This window comes from Pseudomonadota bacterium (assembly GCA_027624955.1).
Lineage (GTDB): Bacteria > Pseudomonadota > Alphaproteobacteria > UBA828 > UBA828 > PTKB01.
This window is the reverse complement of the sequence record JAQBTG010000003.1, coordinates 44,307-64,827: the sequence shown is the minus strand read 5'-3', so window position 1 is coordinate 64,827 and position 20,521 is coordinate 44,307. Positions and strand designations below refer to the sequence as shown.

Sequence of the window (20,521 nt, the reverse complement as noted above, 5' to 3'; positions counted from 1 at the left end):
ATGGTGACAAGCTCATCGATGAATTTAGCGGCTTCAATTCGTGGCGGCAATCGGCGAACAGCCACCATTTTCATAGGGATTTTTCCGGCGGGCGGTGAAATAATAACAAATCGTCTCCAGGATTGGCTGCCGGAATGCCCGCATTAACCATTCGTTGCGCTCGGTTTTCCCCGGATACCTCCGCTATTCGCGACCTCATTCGGGAATATATTGCCACCATCGACGAAAACGCCTGCCGCGACGAAGTTGAGGCGGGCTTGCGCGTCCTGCCGGCGTCCTATGATTTTCCCGGAAACAACTTTTTTCTTGCTGAATACGGCGAATCGATTGCCGGCGGCGTGGGGTTTGCGCGTCTCGATGATACTGTGGCGGAAATGTCGCGGCTATTTGTGCGCCCGGACTATCGCGGCCGCGGCATCGCCCGCGCTCTGATATCTCGCGCTCTAGCAGAAGCGGCAGCGGCCGGTCATCAGCGCATGGTGCTGCACACCCTGCCGGGGTGGCGGGCGGCACGGGCGCTCTACGGCGAATTGGAATTCGAGCTGATTTCGCCCTATGCCGGCGTCACCGTGGCTGAAGCGGTGTGCTACGCCCGCGACCTCATGCACCCCTAAATAGAAGCCAGGGCCTGATCCAGATCGGCGATAATATCCTCGACTGTTTCGATACCGATAGAGAGACGCACCACGTCCGGCCCGGCGCCCGCGCCAATTTGTTGTTCTTCAGAGAGTTGGCGATGGGTGGTCGAAGCGGGATGAATGATGAGGCTCCGCGTATCGCCGATATTGGCGAGATGCGAAAACATATTGACCTTATCGACTACTTGAATGCCGGCCTCGTAGCCGCCTTTGACGCCAAAGGTGAACACGGCGCCGCATCCCTTAGGCAGGTATTTTTTCGCCAGTTCATGATACGGACTGGACTTCAGCCCGGCATAGGATACCCAAGCCACTTTTGGATGTGCTTCGAGATACTCGGCCACGGTTTGCGCATTGCTGCAATGTCGTTCCATCCGGAGCGGCAGGGTCTCCACGCCCTGTAGTAGATTCCACGCCGCCATCGGCGCCAGCGTCGGGCCATAATCCCGAAGCGCCACAGCGCGAGTCTTCATCGTGAAGGCGAAATCGCCGAACGTCTCGGCGAAGGTCAGGCCGTGATAGGCCGCATCAGGCTCGGTGAGGGCAGGGAACTTGTCGTTCTGGAACCAGTCGAACTTGCCCGATTCCACGATCATTCCGCCCATCGTATTGCCATGGCCACCAATGAATTTAGTGGTCGAATGGACGATGATATCGGCGCCCCATTCGAATGGCTTCAGCAAATACGGTGACGCCAGGGTGTTGTCGACCACCAGGGGCACGCCATGGCGGTGTGCGACTTCGGCAATTTTTTCGATGTCGAGCACAATGCCACCAGGATTGGCGAGAGCCTCACAAAAGATAAATTTCACTTTGTCGGTCATCGCCTGCGCGAAATTCTCAGGATCGCGTGGATCGACGAAGTGGCATTTCCAGCCGAGCTTTGGAAAGCTGCTACCGAATTGCGTTACCGATCCGCCGTAGAGATTGCGCGAAGCGAGGAACTCGTCGCCACTTTCCAACAGGGTCACACCGATGAGAAACTGTGCGGCATGTCCGGACGCCGCAGCCAGTGCGCCGCGCCCGCCTTCAAGCGCCGCGATTCTTTCCTCGAGCACCGCCACCGTCGGATTGGTCAGGCGCGAATAGATAAAGCCGAAGGTCTGAAGATTGAAGAGTTCAGCCGCATGCTCGGCATCGTCGAAAACGAAGGCAGTGGTTTGGAAAATTGGCGTCGAGCGGGCGCCAGTCACGGGGTCGGGCCGCGCGCCGGCATGAAGTGCCAGCGTTTCTATGCCGTATTCATGCGGCGTTTCCGCTCCGCCGGGAACGTTGGAAACAGTAGCTGCGGAAACAGTAGCTGCTGAGGGCTTCTTTGCCTTTGTCATGCTCTTGGCGGCCTCAAGCTCTTGGATGTTATAATTTTGGTATTGATGCCGCTCCAGCCCAATTCGCCGGAGAGACGAGCAAATTCAATCTTCGGACAGCGGTTCATGATTACGGTCAAACCAGCGGCCTCCGCCAGTTCAGCCGCCTTGTCGTTGCGGACCGTGAGCTGCATCCACAGCACGCTAATACTCTTATCTTCTCTGCTCGCGATGACCTCCTTGGCAATGTCATAAGCATCCTCCGAGGCGCGGAAGATATCGACCATATCGAGATTGCCGGGAATCTCCGCAAGGCTGCGATAAACTTTCTCGCCGAGGATCTCATCGCCGGCGCGTGTTGGGTTAACCGGTATGACCCGGTAGCCTTTTTTCAACAAATATTTCATGGCGTAAAAACTGGGTCGCTTCCAGTCGCCGCTGGCGCCGACCATCGCAAATGTGCGGATTTTGCTGAGAATGCCGCGCAGCAGTTCATCGGAATAGTAATCGTGGTGCGGCAGATAGGCGAGCGGATGCCCATCGGACGATTTAATGGCAACATCTACCATTTGCGGACCCTTCGAACTTAAGATTTATTGTCGGGAATGAGTGGGAAAGCTGCAACCGGGGCGGCGTTTATTCTGAACCAACTAACCACGCCGATCCATATCGCGTTTGCCGCTCCAGATCGGCGCGCGCTTTTGCAGAAACGCATCAATGCCTTCTTCGGCATCCTTGGCCATCATATTTTCCGTCATCACCTGGCTGGCATAGTCGTAGGCTTCCTCCAGCTCCATTTCGAGCTGGCGGTAAAACGCTTGTTTACCGGTCGAGACAGTGAGGGGGGACATACCGGCGACCTTAGCGCACAAATCATCGACCACCTGGTCGAGCTCCGCATCGGCAACCGCATGATTTATCAAACCCCATTTTTCCGCCGCTTGGGAATCGATAGCTTCGCCGGTCAGCAACATTTCCATCGCGGCTTTGCGTGAGACATTGCGGCTCAGCGCCACCATCGGAGTCGAACAGAACAGGCCTATATGGACGCCCGGCGTACAAAAGTGTGCGCTCATGCCAGCGACCGCCAAGTCGCAACTCGCCACCAGCTGGCAGCCCGCCGCTGTCGCCATGCCCTGAACTCGCGCGATCACCGGCTGTGGCAGCTTGACGATACTGGTCATCAATATTGCGCATTGGTTGAACAGCGCCTGATAGGCCTCACGGTCGGGATTGGCGCGGATTTCTTTAAGATCATGCCCAGCGCAAAATATATCGCCCGCAGCGGCGATGACGACGACACGCACATCAGCGTCCACGCGGATTTCATCCAATTCCGCCTGCAGCGCCGCCATCAAGCCGGTCGACAAGCTGTTGCGCGCCTGAGGCCGGTTGAGGGTTAGCTTGACCACACCGTCGGCATCGCTGCGTAGAAGAGGCATATCTTCCTGTTGTTGCTTCTGAGCGCTTATCGACATGGCCTATTTTCCCGGATTGTTATCGCAATATATAACGCACGGCAGGTAAGTCGCCAGCCACCTGAGATATATCAACGCACTACTCTGATACCACTACTTAAATAAATGAAATAAAACGCTCTTTCAAGTTGACCACCTGATTTTCCATGGCATACTGCCGCCTGTTTGAAGCGTCTAGCTAGCTTCTTTCAATCGTCGTAGCGACAGTGACAATTCGTTTACACAGGCAATGCATGTCATGAAAACATACTCGGCCACTCCCAAGGATATCGTCAAGAAATGGCTGTTGATTGATGCCGAGGACGTTGTCCTCGGGCGTCTCGCGGTCATCGCCGCCACGCGTCTCAGGGGCAAACATAAGCCGACCTATACCCCGAACATGGATTGCGGCGACAATGTCATCGTGATCAATGCGGAAAAAGTTAAGCTCACTGGGAACAAGCTCCAGGACAAGATCTATTACCGCCATACTGGCTATCCCGGCGGTATTCGCAGCCGCACGCCGGCTAGCATTTTTGCCGGACCAAACCCGGAAGCCGTGGTGTCGCTGGCGATTCAGCGCATGGTTCCGAAGGGACCACTTGGCCGCAAGCAGATCAGCAATCTTAAGGTCTATGCCGGTTCTGAGCATCCCCATGAGGCGCAGCAACCTGAAATTATCGATGTCGGCGCCATGAACCCGAAAAATAAGAGGAGCGCGATCCGTGGCTGAGGAAGAAACCCGCACACTCGACAGCTTGGCCGAACTGAGCCAAGTCGCGGAAGCGATTGTGGACGTCAGCGCGCCGGAACCGTCAATCGACCCGCAAGGCCGCACTTACTCCACCGGCAAGCGCAAAAATGCCGTGGCCCGGGTATGGATCAAACCAGGCACCGGCCAGATCACCGTCAACAAACGCCAAGTAGAGGTCTATTTTGCCCGCCCGGCGCTGCGCATGATTATCAATCAGCCGTTTGATGCCACCAACCGGCGCGATCAGTACGATATTATCTGTACAGTGGGCGGCGGCGGCCTTTCCGGGCAAGCCGGTGCAGTGCGCCACGGCCTGTCACGCTGCCTCGTAGCGCGTGAGCCGGATCTCAGAAAAGTGTTGAAATCGGGCGGCTTTCTCACCCGCGACAGCCGCGTGGTCGAGCGAAAGAAATACGGCAGAGCCAAAGCACGACGAAGCTTCCAGTTCTCCAAGCGCTAGGGAATTTGGGGATAGCTGCTGCCCGGTGACGGCCACGCATTAGCGGGGCGGGAGACTTTTGGCGGGGAGGCCAGCTTGATTTATCCCCTATCAGACACCCGATCCGAAAATCTCGATGTTAATTTCTTCATCGCGAATGATGTTCAGATCAGCGGCGGCATCGGCGCTACGATCACCGCCAACGCGCCCATCGTTTGCGGCATCGGCGTTGGGCGCTCCGCAATGGTCGGCGCGGGCTGTGCGGTTACGGGTGAACTACCGGAATATCGCCTAGGCGACGGCAGCGCGGCGCGTATCGCTGGACGGGTCAACGAAAAGGGCGATATCGTCAAACGTCGGTAAGATTCAACGTGACGGGTATGAACACAAACGGCGATAAAAAAATACGCATCGGAATTCTTGGCGCCAGCGGTTACACCGGCGGTGAGTTGCTGCGCCTGTTGGCTGGGCATGATGGCATGGACGTGGCAATGCTTTCCGCCGAGCGCCGCGCTGGACGAAGTCTCGCGGAAGTGTTCCCGCATCTAGCTGCAATGCGGGCGCCAGATTTGATCACTATTGATGCCTTCGATTACTCCGCTCTCGATGCGGTATTTTGCTGTCTGCCGCACGGCACCACGCAGGAAGTCATTGCTGGGCTGCCGCAGCATTTGAAAATCGTGGATCTGTCGGCGGATTTCCGGCTGGCCGATCCGGCGCTTTATGCCGCGTGGTACGGCCATGAACATCGCGCTATCGAGTTACAGCAAGAAGCGGTCTACGGACTCACGGAATTGAAACGAGATGCTGTTTCCAGCGCCCGGCTGGTCGCCAATCCGGGCTGCTATCCGACCGGCCCGCAGCTCGCCCTGGCACCGCTGCTGATGGCCGGACGGATCGCGGTCGAGGACATTATCATCGATGCCAAATCGGGTGTCAGCGGCGCCGGCCGCGAACCCAGGCAGGACACACTTTATTCCGAAGTGGGCGAGGGGGTGCACGCCTACAGCGTGGCCAAGCACCGCCACGCACCGGAAATAGAGCAAGGATTATCGGAAGCCGCCGGGGCGCCAGTTAGCGTCAGCTTCACGCCGCACCTGATGCCGATGAATCGCGGAATTTTGGCCACCATCTACGTCCGGCTCGCCGCCGGCGCGACACTCGATGAGGTCCGCGCCATCCTGGCGGAGCGTTACGCGGATGAGCCATTCGTCCATCTGGTGCCGGAAGGGGTGTCGCCGGCAACGCGTCATGTGCGCGGCTCCAACCATTGCTTGATTGGTGTCTTTGCCGACCGCTTGGCGGGCCGCATCATCATCGTGACGGCGATCGACAATCTGGTGAAAGGTGCCTCGGGCCAAGCGCTGCAAAACATGAATTTGATGTGCGGCCTGCCGGAGACGACAGGGCTCAAACAATTGTCGTTGTTCCCTTAGGCACCATGGGCATCCAAGGCGCTTATATCCTGCCGTTCCGCAATGTCCTGCCGCGCCTTGCGCCCGGGGCGTTCGTGGCGCCGGGCGCAAGCGTCATCGGTGATGTTGAGATGGCGCAGGATTCTAGCCTGTGGTTCGGTGGGGTGATTCGCGGCGACGTCAATTATGTCCGCATCGGCGCGCGCTCGAACATTCAAGACGGCACGGTCATTCACACTGCGACGCGCGATGGCCCGACACTGATCGGCGAGGACGTCGTTGTCGGCCATCACTGCCTACTGCATGCCTGCATTTTGGAAGACGCCTGCATGGTCGGCATGGGCGCGGTGGTGATGGATTATTCGGTAGTCGAAACCGGCGCCTGGGTCGCGGCGGGCGCGTTGGTGCCGCCCAACAAGCGGGTCAAGAGCGGAGAATTGTGGATGGGCAGTCCGGCCAGATTCGTGCGCCCGGTGAGCAACGCAGAGCGCGAAGAGATCGAACGCGTTGCCGCCGCCTATGCCGCCCGCGCCAGGGAATATAGCGAGATGCCGGAGATTAAGTCCTTACCTTGACGTAGCTGCCGGGCGCGTCCTCGATGATCTCAAGCTTGCCGGCGCCCGGTTCGCGCGCCGCAACTTTCTTGCCGGCTCGCCGGGACTGCCAAGCGTGCCAATCGCGCCACCACGAACCTTCTTGCCGCGCCGCGCCGGTGAGCCAATCCTCGGCGCTTTCTCCGGCATTCAACTCTCCCGTCCAGAAACCGTACTTTCCAGCGTCAGGCGGATTAACAACGCCGGCGATATGGCCCGACTGGCCGAGCACAAAACGAGTTTTTCCCGAGTACAGGCCGGTCGCCTTAAAGCAAGACTGCCACGGCGCTATATGGTCCTCATGCGCGGCCAGAACATAGACCGGCAGGTCGATCTTGCCGAGATCAATCGGCACGCCGCCGAGTTCGATGCCGCCTGGCCGGGCTAGGGCGTTTTCCTGATACATTTTGCGTAGATAGAAACTGTGCATCTCCGCCGGCATGCGGGTGGAATCTGAGTTCCAAAAGAGCAGGTCGAAGGGGAAGGGCTCCTTGCCCATCAAGTAATTGTTGATCACGAACGACCAGATGAGGTCGTTGGCGCGCAACAAGTTAAAAGTGGTCGCCATCTCACGGCCATCTAGATAGCCCTTTTCGCTCATCATCTTTTCCAGGCTGGCGAGCTGCTCCTCGTCGATGAAGACGCCGAGTTCGCCGGGCTCCTCGAAATCTACCAGGGTGGCGAAGAAAGTCGCGCTGGTAATCCGCTTGTCATCCTGCGCCGCCATATAGGCGAGCGTCGCCGACAAGAGAGTCCCGCCGAGGCAATAGCCGACCGCCGCCACCTGTTTTTCGCCGCAAGCCTGTTCGATGGCGTCGAGCGCTGCCAGCGGGCCCTCCCGCATATAATCCTCGAAGCCCTTGTGCGACAGGCGTTCGTCCGGGTTGACCCAAGATATAACGAACACGGTGTAGCCCTGCGCCACGGCCCAGCCGATGAAGGAGTTCTCCGGTTTCAAGTCGAGGATGTAGAATTTGTTGATCCAGGGCGCGATGACGAGAAGCGGGCGGGCATATACGCTATCGCCGGCCGGGGCATACTGGATCAATTGCATGAGATCGTTTTGAAAGACGACCTTTCCCGGCGTCAACGCGAGGTTTCCGCCAACTTCGTATGCGTCTTCGTCGGTCATGCGGATCGCGAGATTGCCGCCGCCGCGCTCGAGATCGTCGAGCATGTTGGCGAGACCACGGACCAAATTCTCGCCGCCACTATCGAGCGTCTCGCGAAGCACCGTCGGATTGCTCATAGCGAAATTGGTCGGAGACACGGCGTCGACGAATTGGCGCGTGTAGAAAGCCAGTTTTTGCGCGCTCTTCTCATCCAAATCGCCGGAGTTTTCTTGTACCGTCGACAGGAACCAGTTCGACGTCAGCAAATAAGATTGCTTGATGAAGTCGTAAAAGGGGTTTTCGCTCCAGTCGGCGGCGCGGAAGCGGCGATCGTCGGATGCGGGCACGACGACGGGTTCGCCCACTTCGCCACCCATCATGCGGGTCGCAGTATGCTGCCAGAGCTTCATATAGCCTTCAAACAGGCCCAATTGTGCCTGCACCAGACGGGCTGGATCGGACAGCATCTGTTGCGTCATGTCGGTGAAAGCCTGCCCGACATCGAACGGACCCTGAGACTTGAGAACGCCTACAGATTGTTGGCGCGCGATGAAATTAGCCACGATACGCTGGCTTTGCGCCGCCATACGCGCGAATTCATTGGCCTTGGCCAAAGTCTCCTCAGCGCCGCTCATCGTCTCATTTTGGTCCATCATTAATCTCTCCGCAGCCAATTGTAGTCCCCGCAAGGGGGCCAAAAAGCGTTGATATGTGGTTGATCTATGCTAGTAACAATGTTTCTTCCGCTCAATAATACAGCCAAATCGAGGCGCCGAAAAATCGCGAGTGCAAATGTCGAGTAGCTGGATCAAACATCGTATTTCCGCCCGCTACCTAGCCCCTGCGGTGCTCGCGCTCGTGTTGACGGGCGCAGTGGCCTGTTCGGCCATCTTAGATGATGCCGGCGGATTTTTCGAAGATGACGAAGTAAACGACCGCGCCTTGTCGCAAGACGGCGGAGATCAAGACTTTCCGAAGTTGAGCGAAGTGCCTGATACGCCAAGACCGGCATCAAGTCCAGAGGATTTGGACCAACTCAGCGAAGGCCTGGTGGCCGATCGAGATGAGGCGCGCTACACCAACGAAACATTGCGCAGCCGCTACGCGGACGATGGCCCTGATGTCGATGAGCCGCAGGTCGCCTCAGTAGCCACCGCGGTCGAGCCAGTTCGCCAACCTGACCCTCTGCCGATACCGGAAACGGATCCCGGCGAATTCATCGAGCGGCAGCCGGTTAGCGACATCGAACCGGCATCGGAATCGGTTTTCCGCGAACGTCAGGCAGCGGAACAGAACGTCGCCGTGACGGCAACGAGCAGCGAAAGCACAGTCAGGCAAATTGAACCCGTGCAAGCGGCGCGCCGCGTGGATGCAAGCGAAACCCGCGTCGCTAAGGTGACCGAGAGCGGCGTAATGGCGATAAACCAGTTCCGCGCGCTGTTCAATGAACGCTTTGATTCTTCGGGCAGCTCGCCTTATCGCCAAGCCAATGTCCAGCAGGTCTCGGCTCAGGTTCGCCAAGGCAGCCTATTGTCAGACCGGCCGCTTTCTAGCGATGGTGCAGATAACATGCCGGCGTCACTGTCGTCAGAGACGCCGTTCAGCGACCAAATTGCTGGCACCTCCGCCGGCTCCATATCTTTTCAGGCTGCTAGTATTCCGTTTTCCACCGGTTCCACCGCTCTCAATTCGGCGGACCGCGCAGCGCTCAAGCAGGTCGTCAAGCTACACCAGAAATTTGGCGGCCATGTGCGGGTTATCGGCCATTCCAGCCAGCGCACGCGTGACATGGATTCAGACAGCCATCGCTTGGTGAATTTTCAAATATCACTGGATCGCGCGACCGCCGTATCGATGGAATTAACACGCCTCGGCGTGCCGACCGAAGCGGTGATGGTCGACGCGCGCTCCGACAATGAGCCTCTGAGCTATGAATACATGCCCGCTGGTGAAGCGGAAAATCGCCGCGCCGACATATATATCGAGTTTTAGCGCCCCAGAGAGCTTATATTTAATTGTTATTTATCAACAAACTACACAATCAAATTAATGTAAAAAACGAGCGCCGGGGACAGCGATGAGCGACGCCGTGCGTATCGGTTTGGCCGGGCTGGGCGTTGTCGGCGGCGGCGTGCTAAAATTGCTCGACCAGCAAAACACTCTCCTGCAAAGCCGGCTCGGCCGACGGCTCGACGTAGTCGCTGTGAGCGCTCGCGAGCGCGAAAAGAACCGAACCGTCGATATCTCGTCTCTCAAATGGTACGACAATCCGCTCGATCTTGCGGCCGATCCAGATATCGATGTCGTGTGCGAGTTGATGGGCGGGGGCGACGGCATTGCTCTTGAGCTTTCACAGGCGGCCTTACGGAACGGCAAACATCTGGTCACGGCCAACAAGGCCCTGCTCGCATATCATGGTAATTCTCTCGCCGGTATGGCCGAGGAGAACGCTGTGAATTTGGGCTATGAAGCGGCCGTTGCAGGCGGCATTCCTATCATCAAAGCGCTTCGGGAAGGTCTTATCGCCAACAAATTTTCCGGCGTTTACGGCATTTTGAACGGAACCTGCAATTACATTTTAACTGAAATGCGCGACGGCGTGCGCGCCGGCGTGCCACGCGATTTTGATGCCGTCCTCAAGGAAGCACAGGAATTGGGCTATGCCGAGGCGGATCCGTCAACGGATGTCGACGGCATCGATGCGGCGCATAAGCTCGCGCTTCTCACCAGCTTGGTTTTCGGCTGTCCGGTGGATTTCGAGGCCGTCCAGATCGAGGGCATTCGCCACATTAACCCGATCGACATCCGCTTTGCCGAAGAACTCGGCTATCGCGTCAAGCTGCTAGGGGTCTCACGGGCCAGCGACGCTGGTATCGAGCAAAGCGTACATCCCTGCATGGTGCCCGAGAACACCGCCATCGCGCATGTCGACGGCGTGTTGAACGCGGTCGTCACCGAGGGCGATTTTGTTGGCACAACAACGTTCGAAGGTCCAGGCGCAGGCGCCGGGCCAACCGCGTCCGCCGTTATTTCAGACCTCGCCGATATTTCGCGTGGCTTGGTGGTGCCGGTATTCGGCGTTCCGGTGTCAGCGCTTGTGGCGCGGCCGAAGGCGCCGCCCGGGAGCCATGTCGGCAGCTACTATATCCGTCTCATGGTGGTGGACCGGCCCGGTGTGATCGCCGATATTGCGGCTTGCCTGCGCGACCAAGAGGTTTCAGTTGAATCGCTGCTGCAACACGGCCGCCGGCCCGATGAGGCCGTTCCGGTCGTGCTTACCACCCATGTGGCGGAAGAAGGTGCGCTCGTGCGCGCTCTCGCCGCCATGGACGAGTTGCACACGGTGTTGGAGACGCCGCGCATGATTCGTATCGTCAATTTATCATAAGCGCCACCCCGGCGCCGAGAGGAAATCATGGCCGAAGCTGTTTCTCTAGACCGTAACTTGGCGCTGGATGCCGTCCGCGTCACCGAATCAGCGGCGCGTGCGGCTTCGCACATGACCGGTCTCGGCGACGAAGTCGCAGCGGATCAGGCGGCTGTGGACGCCATGCGACGCGCCCTCAATGCCCTCGATATCGACGGCACGGTGGTCATTGGTGAGGGCGAGCGGGACGAGGCGCCGATGCTTTTTATCGGCGAGAAGGTCGGCACGGGGAACGGTCCCAAGGTCGATGTCGCGCTCGACCCGCTGGAGGGCACCACCATTTGCGCTACCGGCGGACCCAATTCTTTGGCCGTCCTCGCCATGGCCGAAGAAGGCGGCTTTCTCAATGCGCCGGACGTGTACATGGATAAGATCGCTGTCGGCGACGGCCTGCCCGAGGATTTGATCGATATCGACGACACGCCGGTGCAGAACCTCACGCGCCTAGCGCACGCCAAGAAGTGCGAAATTTCTGATCTCATGGTGCTGGTGCTCGACCGCCCGCGCCACAGCGAATTGATCGCCAAGTTGCGTGAAACGCGGGCCCGCATTCAACTTATTCACGACGGCGATGTCGCCGGCGTCATCGCCACGACCCGGCTCAACAGCTCGGTCGATATGTATATCGGCATTGGGGGGGCGCCGGAGGGCGTACTCGCGGCGGCGGCGCTGCGCTGCATCGGCGGGCAAATGATGGCCCGCCTGGTGTTTCGCAACAATGACGAAAAGAAACGTGCGCGCGCTATGGGCGTGACCGACCTGAACCGCAAATATTCGCTACACGAGTTGGCGGGCGGGGATGTCATGTTTGCCGCCACAGGCGTGACAGATGGCGCCATGCTGAAAGGGGTTCATCGTTTCCCCGGCGGCGCGCACACATACTCGGTGGTCATGCGCTCGCGCACCGGGACATTGCGATTGATTGAGGCCGAGCACGATTTCACCCGTCGCCCGCCGCTCGATTGAATTCTGGGGGCGGTGACATGTCAGCCGCTCAAACAGGGTCGGGTGCTTTTCTTAGCGTCGAGCGTTCGGTTTCCGGCAAGTTCTGGCGAGCCCGCCTGGAAGACGACCGGGCTGCACTGGCGCTGGCCCAGCAGTTGGAAATATCCGAGATCCTAGCGCGGGTTCTTGCCGCGCGCGGCATTACCGCGGATGACGCTGAAAGGTTCTTAAACCCGGCGTTGCGAGACACGCTGCCCGACCCATCCGTGCTGCGCGATATGGACAAGGCGGCCGATCTCTTGGCGGCGGCGATTCAATCCGGCGAAAAGATTGCCGTGTTCGGCGATTACGATGTCGATGGCGCCACCTCCGGCGCGCTCATCCTACGCTTCCTAAATGCAGTCGGCAGCACCGGAACTTATTACATTCCCGACCGCATGCGCGAAGGGTATGGCCCCAACGCGCCAGCACTCAAATCCCTGGCTGAACAGGGTGTGGCGCTTGTCGTCACCGTGGATTGTGGTATCTCCGCTTTCGACGCCTTGGACGCGGCCGCGACGGCCGGTCTCTCAGTCATCGTCGTTGATCACCATATCGCCGAGCCGCGCCTGCCGATCGCCACGGCAATCGTCAATCCCAACCGCCTCGACGACGATAGCGGTCTTGGCCAGCTGGCGGCGGTTGGTGTGACTTTTCTCCTGCTGGTGGCGCTCAACAGGACCCTGCGTCGGGCCGGACATTACAAAGCCGACTGCCCAGAACCGGACTTGCTCGGCTTGCTCGACCTGGTGGCACTGGGCACGGTCTGCGATGTCGTGCCGCTCACCGGGCTTAACCGCGCCCTAACGATGCAAGGTTTGAAGGTCATGGCGAAGCGCGGCAATATTGGTTTGGCGGCGCTGTCCGATAGCGCCGGTCTCGACGAGGCGCCAACCGCCTATCATGCCGGCTATGTGCTTGGCCCGCGCGTAAACGCAGGCGGTCGGGTGGGTGAATCGAGCCTCGGCATTCGTCTGCTCACGACCTCGGACGGCGAAGCCGCAAAGGCCATCGCGCTACATTTGGGTGAACTCAACAAGGAACGCCAAGCCATCGAGGCGGATGTTCTTGACGCGGCGACGGCCCAGATCGAGGCACGCGGCGAAACACCGGCGCCGATTATCATCGCCGCCGGCGCTGGCTGGCATGCCGGAGTGGTCGGCATTGTCGCAAGCCGGCTGAAGGAGCGTTTTTCGCGCCCGGCCATCGTCATTGCGGTGGCGGAAGGAATCGGCAAAGCGTCGTGCCGCTCGATCACCGGGGTGGATATCGGGGCGGCGATCACGGCGGCGCGCCAGGCCGGACTGTTGCTCAACGGCGGCGGACATGCGATGGCGGCCGGTTTTACAGTGGCCGAAGACCAGTTGGAGGCGCTTGGCAGCTTTCTAATGGACCGGCTCGCGCCATTTGTGACGGCAGCGCGTCAATCGGTGAGCCTTGGCATCGACGGCGCGCTGACGGTCGAGGGGGCGACGCTCGAACTAGTCGAAGAACTTGCCCAGGTGGGCCCGTTCGGCTCCGGCAATTCCGAGCCGCGCATGGTCATCACCGCGTCGCGCATCGCCAGTGCAAAAGTGGTCGGTAACGGCCATGTCCGCTGTATATTGGCCGGCGCCACGGGCAAACGGCTGACCGGCATCGCGTTCCGCGCGGCGGGCGAGGAATTGGGACATATGTTGCTTTCGCCGTCGGAAGGACCGCTCCACGTGGCCGGGAATCTGCGCATAAACCGCTGGCGAGAACGTGACGACGTGCAACTAATCATTCAGGATGCGGCGCATGCGAGCGGCGCGGACTGGACCTGACGGGGCTTGAACGGCATGAATTTCAGCAAATATCCTTCGCAACGCATTTGCTGCCTTGATTTTACGTCGCCACCCGACTAGATAGCCCCCTTAGCCTTCGACCCCTTCGTCTAGAGGTTAGGACACCACTCTTTCACAGTGGAGACACGAGTTCAATTCTCGTAGGGGTCGCCAATATTTTCACCTCAGATAGGCCGAGCGGTGTGCCTGCGGCGGATATTCCGAGGTAGGAAGAAGGGCAGGCATGGCTGGTTTCGGAGATATCATCGTAACGCTACCGGTCTGGCTAATGATACTTAGCGGCCAACTTTTACTGATTGCCATTCCAGCCGGCGCGGCATTCCTTTTTCTTTATCGGTGGCCGGGCAATCCCTTCCGGGGGCGTAAAATTCAACTTGGTTCTGCGCGCTCGGCGACAATTCGGCGGGAGGTGCGTTATTCGATCCTGACTGCGATGGTCTTCGCGCTGAACGGATTTTGCATCTATTTGCTGATGTCTCGAGGCTGGACACAGGTTTACGCTCAATCATCCGAATTGGGCTGGCTCTACGGTATCTTCAGTTTGATCGCTGCCATCGTCCTGCATGATGCATATTTTTATTGGACGCACCGCTTGATGCACCATCGGCGCCTCTTCCATCTGTTTCATCGGCTGCATCACGAATCGCACAGCCCGTCTCCTTGGGCGGCCTACGCCTTTGCGCCGCTGGAAGCCGTTGTTCAAACCATGTTTCTAACATTCCTAATCTTTGTCCTGCCGCTTCATGTCAGCGTCATATACCTGTTCATGGTTCACATGATCCTGCGCAATGTTGTCGGTCATAGCGGCTTCGAATTGTTTCCGCGTGGCATCGCGACGCATCGGGTGTTCGGCATTTTGACTACCACTACGCATCACGACCTGCACCACAGCGCTAAAGCAGGTAATTACGGCCTGTATTTCACTTGGTGGGACCGTATCTGCGGCACCGAGAATCCGGACTACCTTGAGACCTTCGCGGGTGTAACTGCCGCTCGACGTACTGCGCCTGAGCAGGACCAGGACAACGCGGCCCTCGCACTGAAAGTATAATATTCACCGGAGGGGAGTGGCACCCGGTTGCCCGAACTTGGCGTGCGGAGTAGCCCCGCCAAGGGCATAACATTTATCACTCAACGAGCCAGGCCCTAAACATATCACGGGCGGTGCCTGATCAGTGCGGCCGCATGGGGACGTGCCGCCTTCTGTAACCTGGTCGGCGGCGTGGGTGTGCAGTTCGGGATTGCCGGCGGCAATAGAGAATTTATCTCATCTGCCTGGTGTTGGTGACCAGGTGCTACATAATTAGCTGGTGCGTGGCGTCACATTCAGTACGAATTGCGAGCCTGCTTGGCTAGCCAAAAAGCGGTTTGATTGATGGCGAGGAAATTGAATGCAGGGGCGCCTGGAAAAGGTAAGAACCTCATACACACGGCCCAATATTTGCTTTTTTAGGCCGCATCCCGCCGTCCAGCGTTCGACTGTATTTCGACTGGCAAAAAATGCCAATACGAACGCCATACGCACCGCTCTAGTTGAGGTGGACTGCGGTGCTTCCCGGCGAATAACATAGTCTCGCCGGAACATTAATTAGAGGTCGGTGAGGCGGCAAAGTCCCTCAGTATTTCAAAAGGGATTTGCCACCCCGAAAACGCCTGCTAGTCGGCGAGAACCAAATTTTCAGCCGAACTTTTGCCGTTCTTACCCGGTTGCAGTTCGAACTCGACCCGTTGTCCCTCTGCGAGGCCCGGCAGACCGGCGCTCTCAACAGCGGAAATATGGACGAATGCGTCCTTCGAACCATCGTCCGGGCTAATAAAGCCATACCCCTTGACGGAATTGAACCACTTCACGGTTCCTACACTCATATTACTCTTGCTCTCTTTATCATTGCGATCATCCGCAAAATGCTTTTGCGAACGGTTTACAGCACGCCAATTCGCACGAAGTATTGTAGCTTAGCATAGTCGCCAGGCTGGATACTTCGATTGGTCGAAGGCTGATGTAGCCTATATATGCCCGAGAGCGTCAATATGCAAATAGAAGTATTAAGCAAAACCAACATTTGAAATGTCGATAATGCATAGCCAAATCACTTCATACATCTCAGTTTAGCCACCGAACCAAGTGACTTAACAGGTCGTCCAGACGTCAACCCTTCGGAAAAGAGAGTATTCATGCGCATCCACCTCAGTACCGCACTCCTTGCCGCGATCATCTCGTTTATTGCGTCGTCAGCCGCGCCTCCAGCCTCGGCGGGAATTCTCGACGACATTTTGGTGGCGCCCAAAACCCTGATCGACCGGGCCATTGAAGCACGCAGTAGTTCAGATATTTACAAGGACAATGAGATCGTCGTGAAGGTTAACGCGGTGATGGCGGATCTGGGCACGATCAAGGCGTCGACCGAGATTTACGAACAGCGCCTGCTGATAACGGGGCTGTTCGACGACACACAGCTTTATGAAAAATTCCTCGCCCGAGTGGAGGCTATCAATGGGATCAAGGAACTCTATTGGCATGTCCAATATATGAGCGAAGACGAGCAGGAAGCGCGCAAAGAGGAAATGCTCGATTGGGTGGATGCCCTGGAACTCGATGCACGTGTCGGCATCAGCCTAATCGAAACGGCCGGAATCGCCGACGTTAATTATCGCGTCGCGGTCGATGCATTTTCCAATGTCTATCTTATCGGCCGGGCGCGTTCCGAGGAAGAATTTCGCAAGGCGGTCCAAGTCTCTGCAGAAACGGAGGGCGTCGGCGTGATCGTCAACTATGTCGAAGTGCGCCCATAACGGCGCAGGCAGGCTGGAGGGGCGCTAGTGGAGTGGAACGCGACTCATATCTCAACGGGAGAAGCCGGCAAGGTCACAATAAAGCTGCTTCCCTCGCCGCTCTGGCTTTCCACCCGGATCGTCCCGTGATGCGCTTCCACGGCCGCCCTGACGATCGATAATCCCAGGCCGGTGCCGCCCACCCGTGACGTGCTGCTCACGCGGTAATAGCGTTCGAAGATACGTTCGACTTCGTCCTCGGCAATGCCTTCACCCTGATCGTCAACGCGAATCTCGACACTGTCGTCGCGGCGCGTCACTGTAAGCAAGACTTCGGACTCGCGCGGCGAATATTTAATCGCGTTCGACAGCAGGTTCGAGAGGATTCGTCTAACGATCCCTTCGTCCATAAATGCGGTTTTACAATCTCCGGAAAAATTGATTTTCAATCCCTGGCTTTCCTGGGCGCCAAGGCGCATTTGTCGCAGCATGTCCTCGCAGACATCGGCGAGCTTGATCGCCTCAGGCTGAAAAACGATATCGGTCGCGTCTTCTTCGCCGACCAGCAAAAGATTATCCAGGAGCCGTGTGATCGTTTTTACCTGCCGCGTGACATCGCGGAGGTACTCCGCCCCTTGAGCTTCGTCAATCTTATCGCGGTATCGCAACAGTAGGTCGACACCGGCCTGAATCGTCGTGAGAGGCGTACGAAATTCGTGCGAAGCGGTGGCCAAAAATCGCGATTTTGCGAGGCTGGCCTGATTCGCCGCGTCTCTTGCCTGACGATACCGAGCCGTCGTTTGTTGGTGCCGCATCAACTCGAGTTTCAAACGGCGCTGCGACAAATCATACAGGCTCAAATGAGAAAGCACGGCGCCCGATATGAATATGACGCACAGCGCGGCCGAAAAGATAAACGCCAGCGAGCGCCACTCTCCGACCACCGTCTGCGGAAACTCGTGCCCGGATAGATAGAGCAGGAGCATGGTCAAGAGTCCGGCCGTTGCCAGGAGGCAGGTCAAAATTGCGCCGCGCACGCCAAGAAACAACATGCCGATCACCGGAATCGAGGCAATCCAGGGGATTACGAACGATTGGATGCCGTTGAAATAGTAAAGCGCTGAAAAAATCAGCAGCGAAAACTGCACCAGAGAAGGTACGCTGGCGGCGCGGTAAGATAGTCCCCATTTGATAACAAAGGGATAAACGAAAAAGAGGGCGAACCCGAGGACCAACCAATAGAGGCTCGGTGTCGCAACATCGGCGCCAAAATAGAGCATGGCCGCGATGGCAAGCGCCAGGTTGGGCGACAGGAAATGCGCGACAACAAAAACTTTTGCCCGCAATCTGTCATCGAGGTCTGGGTAATCCTGATCCTTGACCCAGCACGACGCCAAACGGTCCAATGCACGCAACAATCCGATCGGCCGAGAAGTGGGTTGGCCAACTGGGGATTTTGAGTCGTCCCGTTTACCTTGTATCGACACCACTGACCTTATCGCCAAACTGCTTTTGCTTACGGTGTATCGAATCGCGTTTCTCAACTTAAGTCCGGGCGCTATCATGTGCCAGCGTTGCTTTGCATGAATTTATTGAACCACTGTCGAGAAATTATGGACCAGGGAGTTCGAAATAATGTCGCGTGATTGGGATCAATTAGAAAAATGGGACCGTTCCTACTACCTGCACGGTTTGCAAGCGGCGTCTGAACATACCTATGCCCCGGTCGATAGCATGGACGGCAATTGGTTTACGTTAGCGGACGGCACCCGCATGCTCGATTTTATGAGTCAGCTTATATCGGACAGCATGGGCCACCGTCATCCCGCTATCCATGCCGAATTAACACGCGCTATGGAGCGCTACGGCCATGTCTATTTTGGTATGGCCAATGAGTATCGCGCCAGGGCGGCCAAACTGATCATTGAGGATTTGCTCGGCGAGGCGGGCTGGGCTGGCCGGGCAAGGATTTTCTCTTCCGGCACCGATGCGGTGGAAAGCTGCATCACCATGGCACGGCTCTATACCGGGAAATCCGTCATCCTCACCCAGGCGCATTCGTTCCATGGCATGGTCATGGGCTCAACAATGGCGCGTGGGTACCGCGCGAATATCTCGCCGGCCGGAAATTTTAATCAAGTTCAGGACGTCCCCGGATTTCCGGCGCAGGGCTATATTCCCATTCCCGCGCCCGAGTTTGAGGATTGGCAGGGTACGGGTCGTCTTCCATCGCTGGAAGCCACCGAGCAGATCGTCCGTGCCATTGGCGGTGAGAATATTGCGGCGGTGATTACCGAACCCATGCTGGGCGCTGGCGGCACGTTTCCGCACCGTGACTACACCGCCGGCCTCAGGGATATTTCCAAGCGCCACGGCTTCCTGTGGATCGATGACGAAGTGATCTGCGGCGTCGGCCGCCTTGGCGAATGGTTCGGCTATATGCATTGGCCGGGAGTCGAACCTGATCTGATCGCCGCCGGCAAAGGGTTGAACGGCTCGGCATTGCCGGTCGGCGCGGTCATCGCCAGTAAGGAAATTTCTGAGCATTTTGAAGCTGCGCGCTGGTGGAGCGGCAGTACCTGGGATGGCCATCCGCTGGTCTGTGCCACCATCGTCGGCAATCTCGAATACATGCTGGCCAACAACATGCTGCAACAGGTGCGTCAGCGCGGCGCCTACCTCAAAGAGCGCCTCGACGCCCTTGATGAGAAACACCCGTCCATCGGCCGTGTGTCGGGGCGCGGCCTTTTCTATACGGTCGATCTGATAAACGGCGAGGGCACACCGATCGTGCCGGAAGACCGGTATTCGGCATTTACCGGTGATCTCACGCAGATGCCCAATAACATCATCGCCGGCGAAAACGCCAAGCGCGGCATCTTCCTCGGTGGATTCACGCCTAACACTATCAAGCTCGGGCCGCCGTTTACGATCACCCAGGACGAGATTGACCTGGCAATCGATTCTCTAGATCAGGCGCTCGATATTATCGACGACAAGTTCGTCAAGAATTAACGCGTCAATCCTCACCGTCAAAAGCTGCGGCACCATCCATCATGGCGTGGGCCAGATTGAGTTTGAGATAGCTTGGCGGCGGGTAGGCTTTGCGGCTGTGGCTGAGGCCCATGCCGAGCACTGTTTCAGCAAGTTTGTAGGTTAACGGTCCTGGATTAATCACCGGTACTGGCAGCTCGCGCGCTAGGAATTCATGCGCTTCATGCATGGTGGTGGAGCCAAGACAAATTGCCTCTGCGCCCATCTCAACCAATTCCTGGCCGCATTTGAGGAATTGCGGGAATACCACGTCTTCCTTGCCGCCGAGCAGGTTTACGGGATCAGGCGCGAGGCCTGGCGAACGGAAGCCGACGCATTTGTCGGCGAGGCCGTATTCTTGCAAGGTTTTGCGATAGATGATGTCCCAGCGGTCCCACTGGGTCAGGACGCCGAAGCGGGTGGCGAGAAGAAGACACATCAGGTAGGACGCTTTGGCGGGCGCGATGACAGGAATGTCCAATACCGAGCGCAACGCGTTGACGCCGGAATCGCTCATGGTATCGATGCACACTGCGTCATAGCCGTCTTGCTCGGCGCTGAGACCGGCCTCGAACATCGCGACATCGGCCAGGGCAAAATCGTGATAGCTGTCGTAGAGCGCGGGGCCGGCCTTAACCGGGCGATAATCAAACTCAATGTCGGGGCCAAGTTCGACCGAATTTTGCTGCGCCCGTCGTTTGGCAAGACCGCTTTCATCCAGCACCACCGGAACCAAGACCAAGACTCTTCTTTTCGTCATTGTG

The 20,521-nt window shown here is 57.8% G+C and carries 20 protein-coding genes and 1 tRNA gene; 14 read left to right on the top strand and 7 right to left on the bottom strand.

The annotated features are described in order from the left end of the window. Positions 1–134 precede the first annotated feature (134 nt). On the top strand, positions 135–614 hold the full coding sequence (locus O3A94_01945; GenBank protein ID MDA1355012.1) for a GNAT family N-acetyltransferase: 480 nt from the start codon (positions 135–137) through the stop codon (positions 612–614). On the opposite strand, the gene O3A94_01940 is transcribed toward O3A94_01945, so the two are convergent. The 3 genes from O3A94_01940 to O3A94_01930 all read right to left on the bottom strand — a co-directional run bounded on the left by O3A94_01940 (position 611) and on the right by O3A94_01930 (position 3,423). After that, positions 611–1,966: an O-acetylhomoserine aminocarboxypropyltransferase gene (locus tag O3A94_01940; GenBank protein MDA1355011.1), complete on the bottom strand. Its 1,356-nt coding sequence runs from the start codon at positions 1,964–1,966 to the stop codon at positions 611–613. The genes O3A94_01945 and O3A94_01940 overlap by 4 nt on opposite strands. Beyond that, on the bottom strand, positions 1,963–2,514 hold the full coding sequence (locus O3A94_01935; protein MDA1355010.1) for a CoA-binding protein: 552 nt from the start codon (positions 2,512–2,514) through the stop codon (positions 1,963–1,965). Before O3A94_01935 ends, O3A94_01940 begins: the two co-directional genes overlap by 4 nt. 81 nt (positions 2,515–2,595) lie before the next feature. Beyond that, positions 2,596–3,423, bottom strand: coding sequence for an enoyl-CoA hydratase (locus O3A94_01930; GenBank protein MDA1355009.1), 828 nt, complete (start codon positions 3,421–3,423; stop codon positions 2,596–2,598). 238 nt (positions 3,424–3,661) lie between these two features. Between O3A94_01930 and rplM the strand changes: the two genes are divergently transcribed. The 5 genes from rplM (at position 3,662) to O3A94_01905 (ending at position 6,585) form a co-directional block, all read left to right on the top strand. Further along, entirely contained in the window at positions 3,662–4,135 is a 474-nt protein-coding gene (gene rplM / locus O3A94_01925; protein MDA1355008.1) for a 50S ribosomal protein L13, read from the top strand. A 55-nt stretch (positions 4,136–4,190) separates the two neighbouring features. Then, positions 4,191–4,616, top strand: coding sequence for a 30S ribosomal protein S9 (gene rpsI / locus O3A94_01920; GenBank protein MDA1355007.1), 426 nt, complete (start codon positions 4,191–4,193; stop codon positions 4,614–4,616). 75 nt (positions 4,617–4,691) lie between these two features. Next, on the top strand, positions 4,692–4,958 hold the full coding sequence (locus O3A94_01915; GenBank protein ID MDA1355006.1) for a hypothetical protein: 267 nt from the start codon (positions 4,692–4,694) through the stop codon (positions 4,956–4,958). A gap of 17 nt (positions 4,959–4,975) precedes the next feature. Further along, positions 4,976–6,031: an N-acetyl-gamma-glutamyl-phosphate reductase gene (gene argC / locus O3A94_01910; protein MDA1355005.1), complete on the top strand. Its 1,056-nt coding sequence runs from the start codon at positions 4,976–4,978 to the stop codon at positions 6,029–6,031. Further along, positions 5,980–6,585: a gamma carbonic anhydrase family protein gene (locus O3A94_01905; protein MDA1355004.1), complete on the top strand. Its 606-nt coding sequence runs from the start codon at positions 5,980–5,982 to the stop codon at positions 6,583–6,585. Before argC ends, O3A94_01905 begins: the two co-directional genes overlap by 52 nt. On the opposite strand, the gene phaC is transcribed toward O3A94_01905, so the two are convergent. Continuing rightward, a complete protein-coding gene (gene phaC, locus O3A94_01900) occupies positions 6,569–8,350 on the bottom strand; it encodes a class I poly(R)-hydroxyalkanoic acid synthase (protein ID MDA1355003.1) in 1,782 nt (593 codons plus the stop codon). The genes O3A94_01905 and phaC overlap by 17 nt on opposite strands. A gap of 157 nt (positions 8,351–8,507) precedes the next feature. Here phaC and O3A94_01895 point away from each other — a divergent pair, with 157 nt between their 5' ends. From O3A94_01895 to O3A94_01870, 6 genes are all read left to right on the top strand, one after another. Further along, positions 8,508–9,707 (top strand): OmpA family protein, encoded by a 1,200-nt coding sequence (locus O3A94_01895; protein MDA1355002.1) that lies wholly within the window; start codon positions 8,508–8,510, stop codon positions 9,705–9,707. An 85-nt stretch (positions 9,708–9,792) separates the two neighbouring features. After that, on the top strand, positions 9,793–11,103 hold the full coding sequence (locus tag O3A94_01890; protein ID MDA1355001.1) for a homoserine dehydrogenase: 1,311 nt from the start codon (positions 9,793–9,795) through the stop codon (positions 11,101–11,103). Positions 11,104–11,130: 27 nt separating this feature from the next. Then, complete coding sequence (gene glpX / locus O3A94_01885) at positions 11,131–12,108, top strand: class II fructose-bisphosphatase (GenBank protein MDA1355000.1); 978 nt, start codon at positions 11,131–11,133, stop codon at positions 12,106–12,108. A gap of 17 nt (positions 12,109–12,125) precedes the next feature. Further along, positions 12,126–13,931, top strand: a complete 1,806-nt coding sequence (gene recJ, locus O3A94_01880) for a single-stranded-DNA-specific exonuclease RecJ (GenBank protein ID MDA1354999.1) — start codon at positions 12,126–12,128, stop codon at positions 13,929–13,931. A 99-nt stretch (positions 13,932–14,030) separates the two neighbouring features. After that, positions 14,031–14,105, top strand: a tRNA-Glu gene (locus tag O3A94_01875). Between the two features lie 70 nt (positions 14,106–14,175). Beyond that, positions 14,176–15,003 (top strand): sterol desaturase family protein, encoded by an 828-nt coding sequence (locus tag O3A94_01870; GenBank protein MDA1354998.1) that lies wholly within the window; start codon positions 14,176–14,178, stop codon positions 15,001–15,003. 605 nt (positions 15,004–15,608) lie between these two features. Here the strand turns inward: O3A94_01870 and O3A94_01865 are convergent. Next, on the bottom strand, positions 15,609–15,818 hold the full coding sequence (locus O3A94_01865; GenBank protein ID MDA1354997.1) for a cold-shock protein: 210 nt from the start codon (positions 15,816–15,818) through the stop codon (positions 15,609–15,611). A gap of 309 nt (positions 15,819–16,127) precedes the next feature. On the opposite strand from O3A94_01865, the gene O3A94_01860 reads away from it, so the two are divergent. After that, a complete protein-coding gene (locus O3A94_01860; protein MDA1354996.1) occupies positions 16,128–16,745 on the top strand; it encodes a BON domain-containing protein in 618 nt (205 codons plus the stop codon). 44 nt (positions 16,746–16,789) lie between these two features. Here O3A94_01860 and O3A94_01855 read toward each other — a convergent pair whose 3' ends face one another. Then, positions 16,790–18,142 carry a HAMP domain-containing sensor histidine kinase gene (locus tag O3A94_01855; GenBank protein MDA1354995.1) on the bottom strand — a complete coding sequence of 451 codons (1,353 nt, stop codon included), beginning with the start codon at positions 18,140–18,142 and terminating at the stop codon, positions 16,790–16,792. Between the two features lie 217 nt (positions 18,143–18,359). Between O3A94_01855 and O3A94_01850 the strand changes: the two genes are divergently transcribed. Further along, a complete protein-coding gene (locus tag O3A94_01850) occupies positions 18,360–19,739 on the top strand; it encodes an aspartate aminotransferase family protein (GenBank protein MDA1354994.1) in 1,380 nt (459 codons plus the stop codon). Positions 19,740–19,743: 4 nt separating this feature from the next. Here O3A94_01850 and O3A94_01845 read toward each other — a convergent pair whose 3' ends face one another. After that, entirely contained in the window at positions 19,744–20,517 is a 774-nt protein-coding gene (locus tag O3A94_01845) for an aspartate/glutamate racemase family protein (GenBank protein ID MDA1354993.1), read from the bottom strand. Between the last annotated feature and the right edge of the window lie 4 nt (positions 20,518–20,521).

What these genes read in the sequence shown, in the direction of transcription:
- O3A94_01945 (MDA1355012.1), top strand. Translation starts at nt 135, where the DNA reads ATGCCCGCATTAACCATTCGTTGCGCTCGGTTTTCCCCGGATACCTCC.
- O3A94_01940 (MDA1355011.1), bottom strand. Translation starts at nt 1,966, where the DNA reads ATGACAAAGGCAAAGAAGCCCTCAGCAGCTACTGTTTCCGCAGCTACT.
- O3A94_01935 (MDA1355010.1), bottom strand. Translation starts at nt 2,514, where the DNA reads ATGGTAGATGTTGCCATTAAATCGTCCGATGGGCATCCGCTCGCCTAT.
- O3A94_01930 (MDA1355009.1), bottom strand. Translation starts at nt 3,423, where the DNA reads ATGTCGATAAGCGCTCAGAAGCAACAACAGGAAGATATGCCTCTTCTA.
- rplM (MDA1355008.1), top strand. Translation starts at nt 3,662, where the DNA reads ATGAAAACATACTCGGCCACTCCCAAGGATATCGTCAAGAAATGGCTG.
- argC (MDA1355005.1), top strand. Translation starts at nt 4,976, where the DNA reads ATGAACACAAACGGCGATAAAAAAATACGCATCGGAATTCTTGGCGCC.
- phaC (MDA1355003.1), bottom strand. Translation starts at nt 8,350, where the DNA reads ATGAGCGGCGCTGAGGAGACTTTGGCCAAGGCCAATGAATTCGCGCGT.
- O3A94_01895 (MDA1355002.1), top strand. Translation starts at nt 8,508, where the DNA reads ATGTCGAGTAGCTGGATCAAACATCGTATTTCCGCCCGCTACCTAGCC.
- O3A94_01890 (MDA1355001.1), top strand. Translation starts at nt 9,793, where the DNA reads ATGAGCGACGCCGTGCGTATCGGTTTGGCCGGGCTGGGCGTTGTCGGC.
- glpX (MDA1355000.1), top strand. Translation starts at nt 11,131, where the DNA reads ATGGCCGAAGCTGTTTCTCTAGACCGTAACTTGGCGCTGGATGCCGTC.
- recJ (MDA1354999.1), top strand. Translation starts at nt 12,126, where the DNA reads ATGTCAGCCGCTCAAACAGGGTCGGGTGCTTTTCTTAGCGTCGAGCGT.
- O3A94_01870 (MDA1354998.1), top strand. Translation starts at nt 14,176, where the DNA reads ATGGCTGGTTTCGGAGATATCATCGTAACGCTACCGGTCTGGCTAATG.
- O3A94_01865 (MDA1354997.1), bottom strand. Translation starts at nt 15,818, where the DNA reads ATGAGTGTAGGAACCGTGAAGTGGTTCAATTCCGTCAAGGGGTATGGC.
- O3A94_01860 (MDA1354996.1), top strand. Translation starts at nt 16,128, where the DNA reads ATGCGCATCCACCTCAGTACCGCACTCCTTGCCGCGATCATCTCGTTT.
- O3A94_01850 (MDA1354994.1), top strand. Translation starts at nt 18,360, where the DNA reads ATGTCGCGTGATTGGGATCAATTAGAAAAATGGGACCGTTCCTACTAC.
- O3A94_01845 (MDA1354993.1), bottom strand. Translation starts at nt 20,517, where the DNA reads ATGACGAAAAGAAGAGTCTTGGTCTTGGTTCCGGTGGTGCTGGATGAA.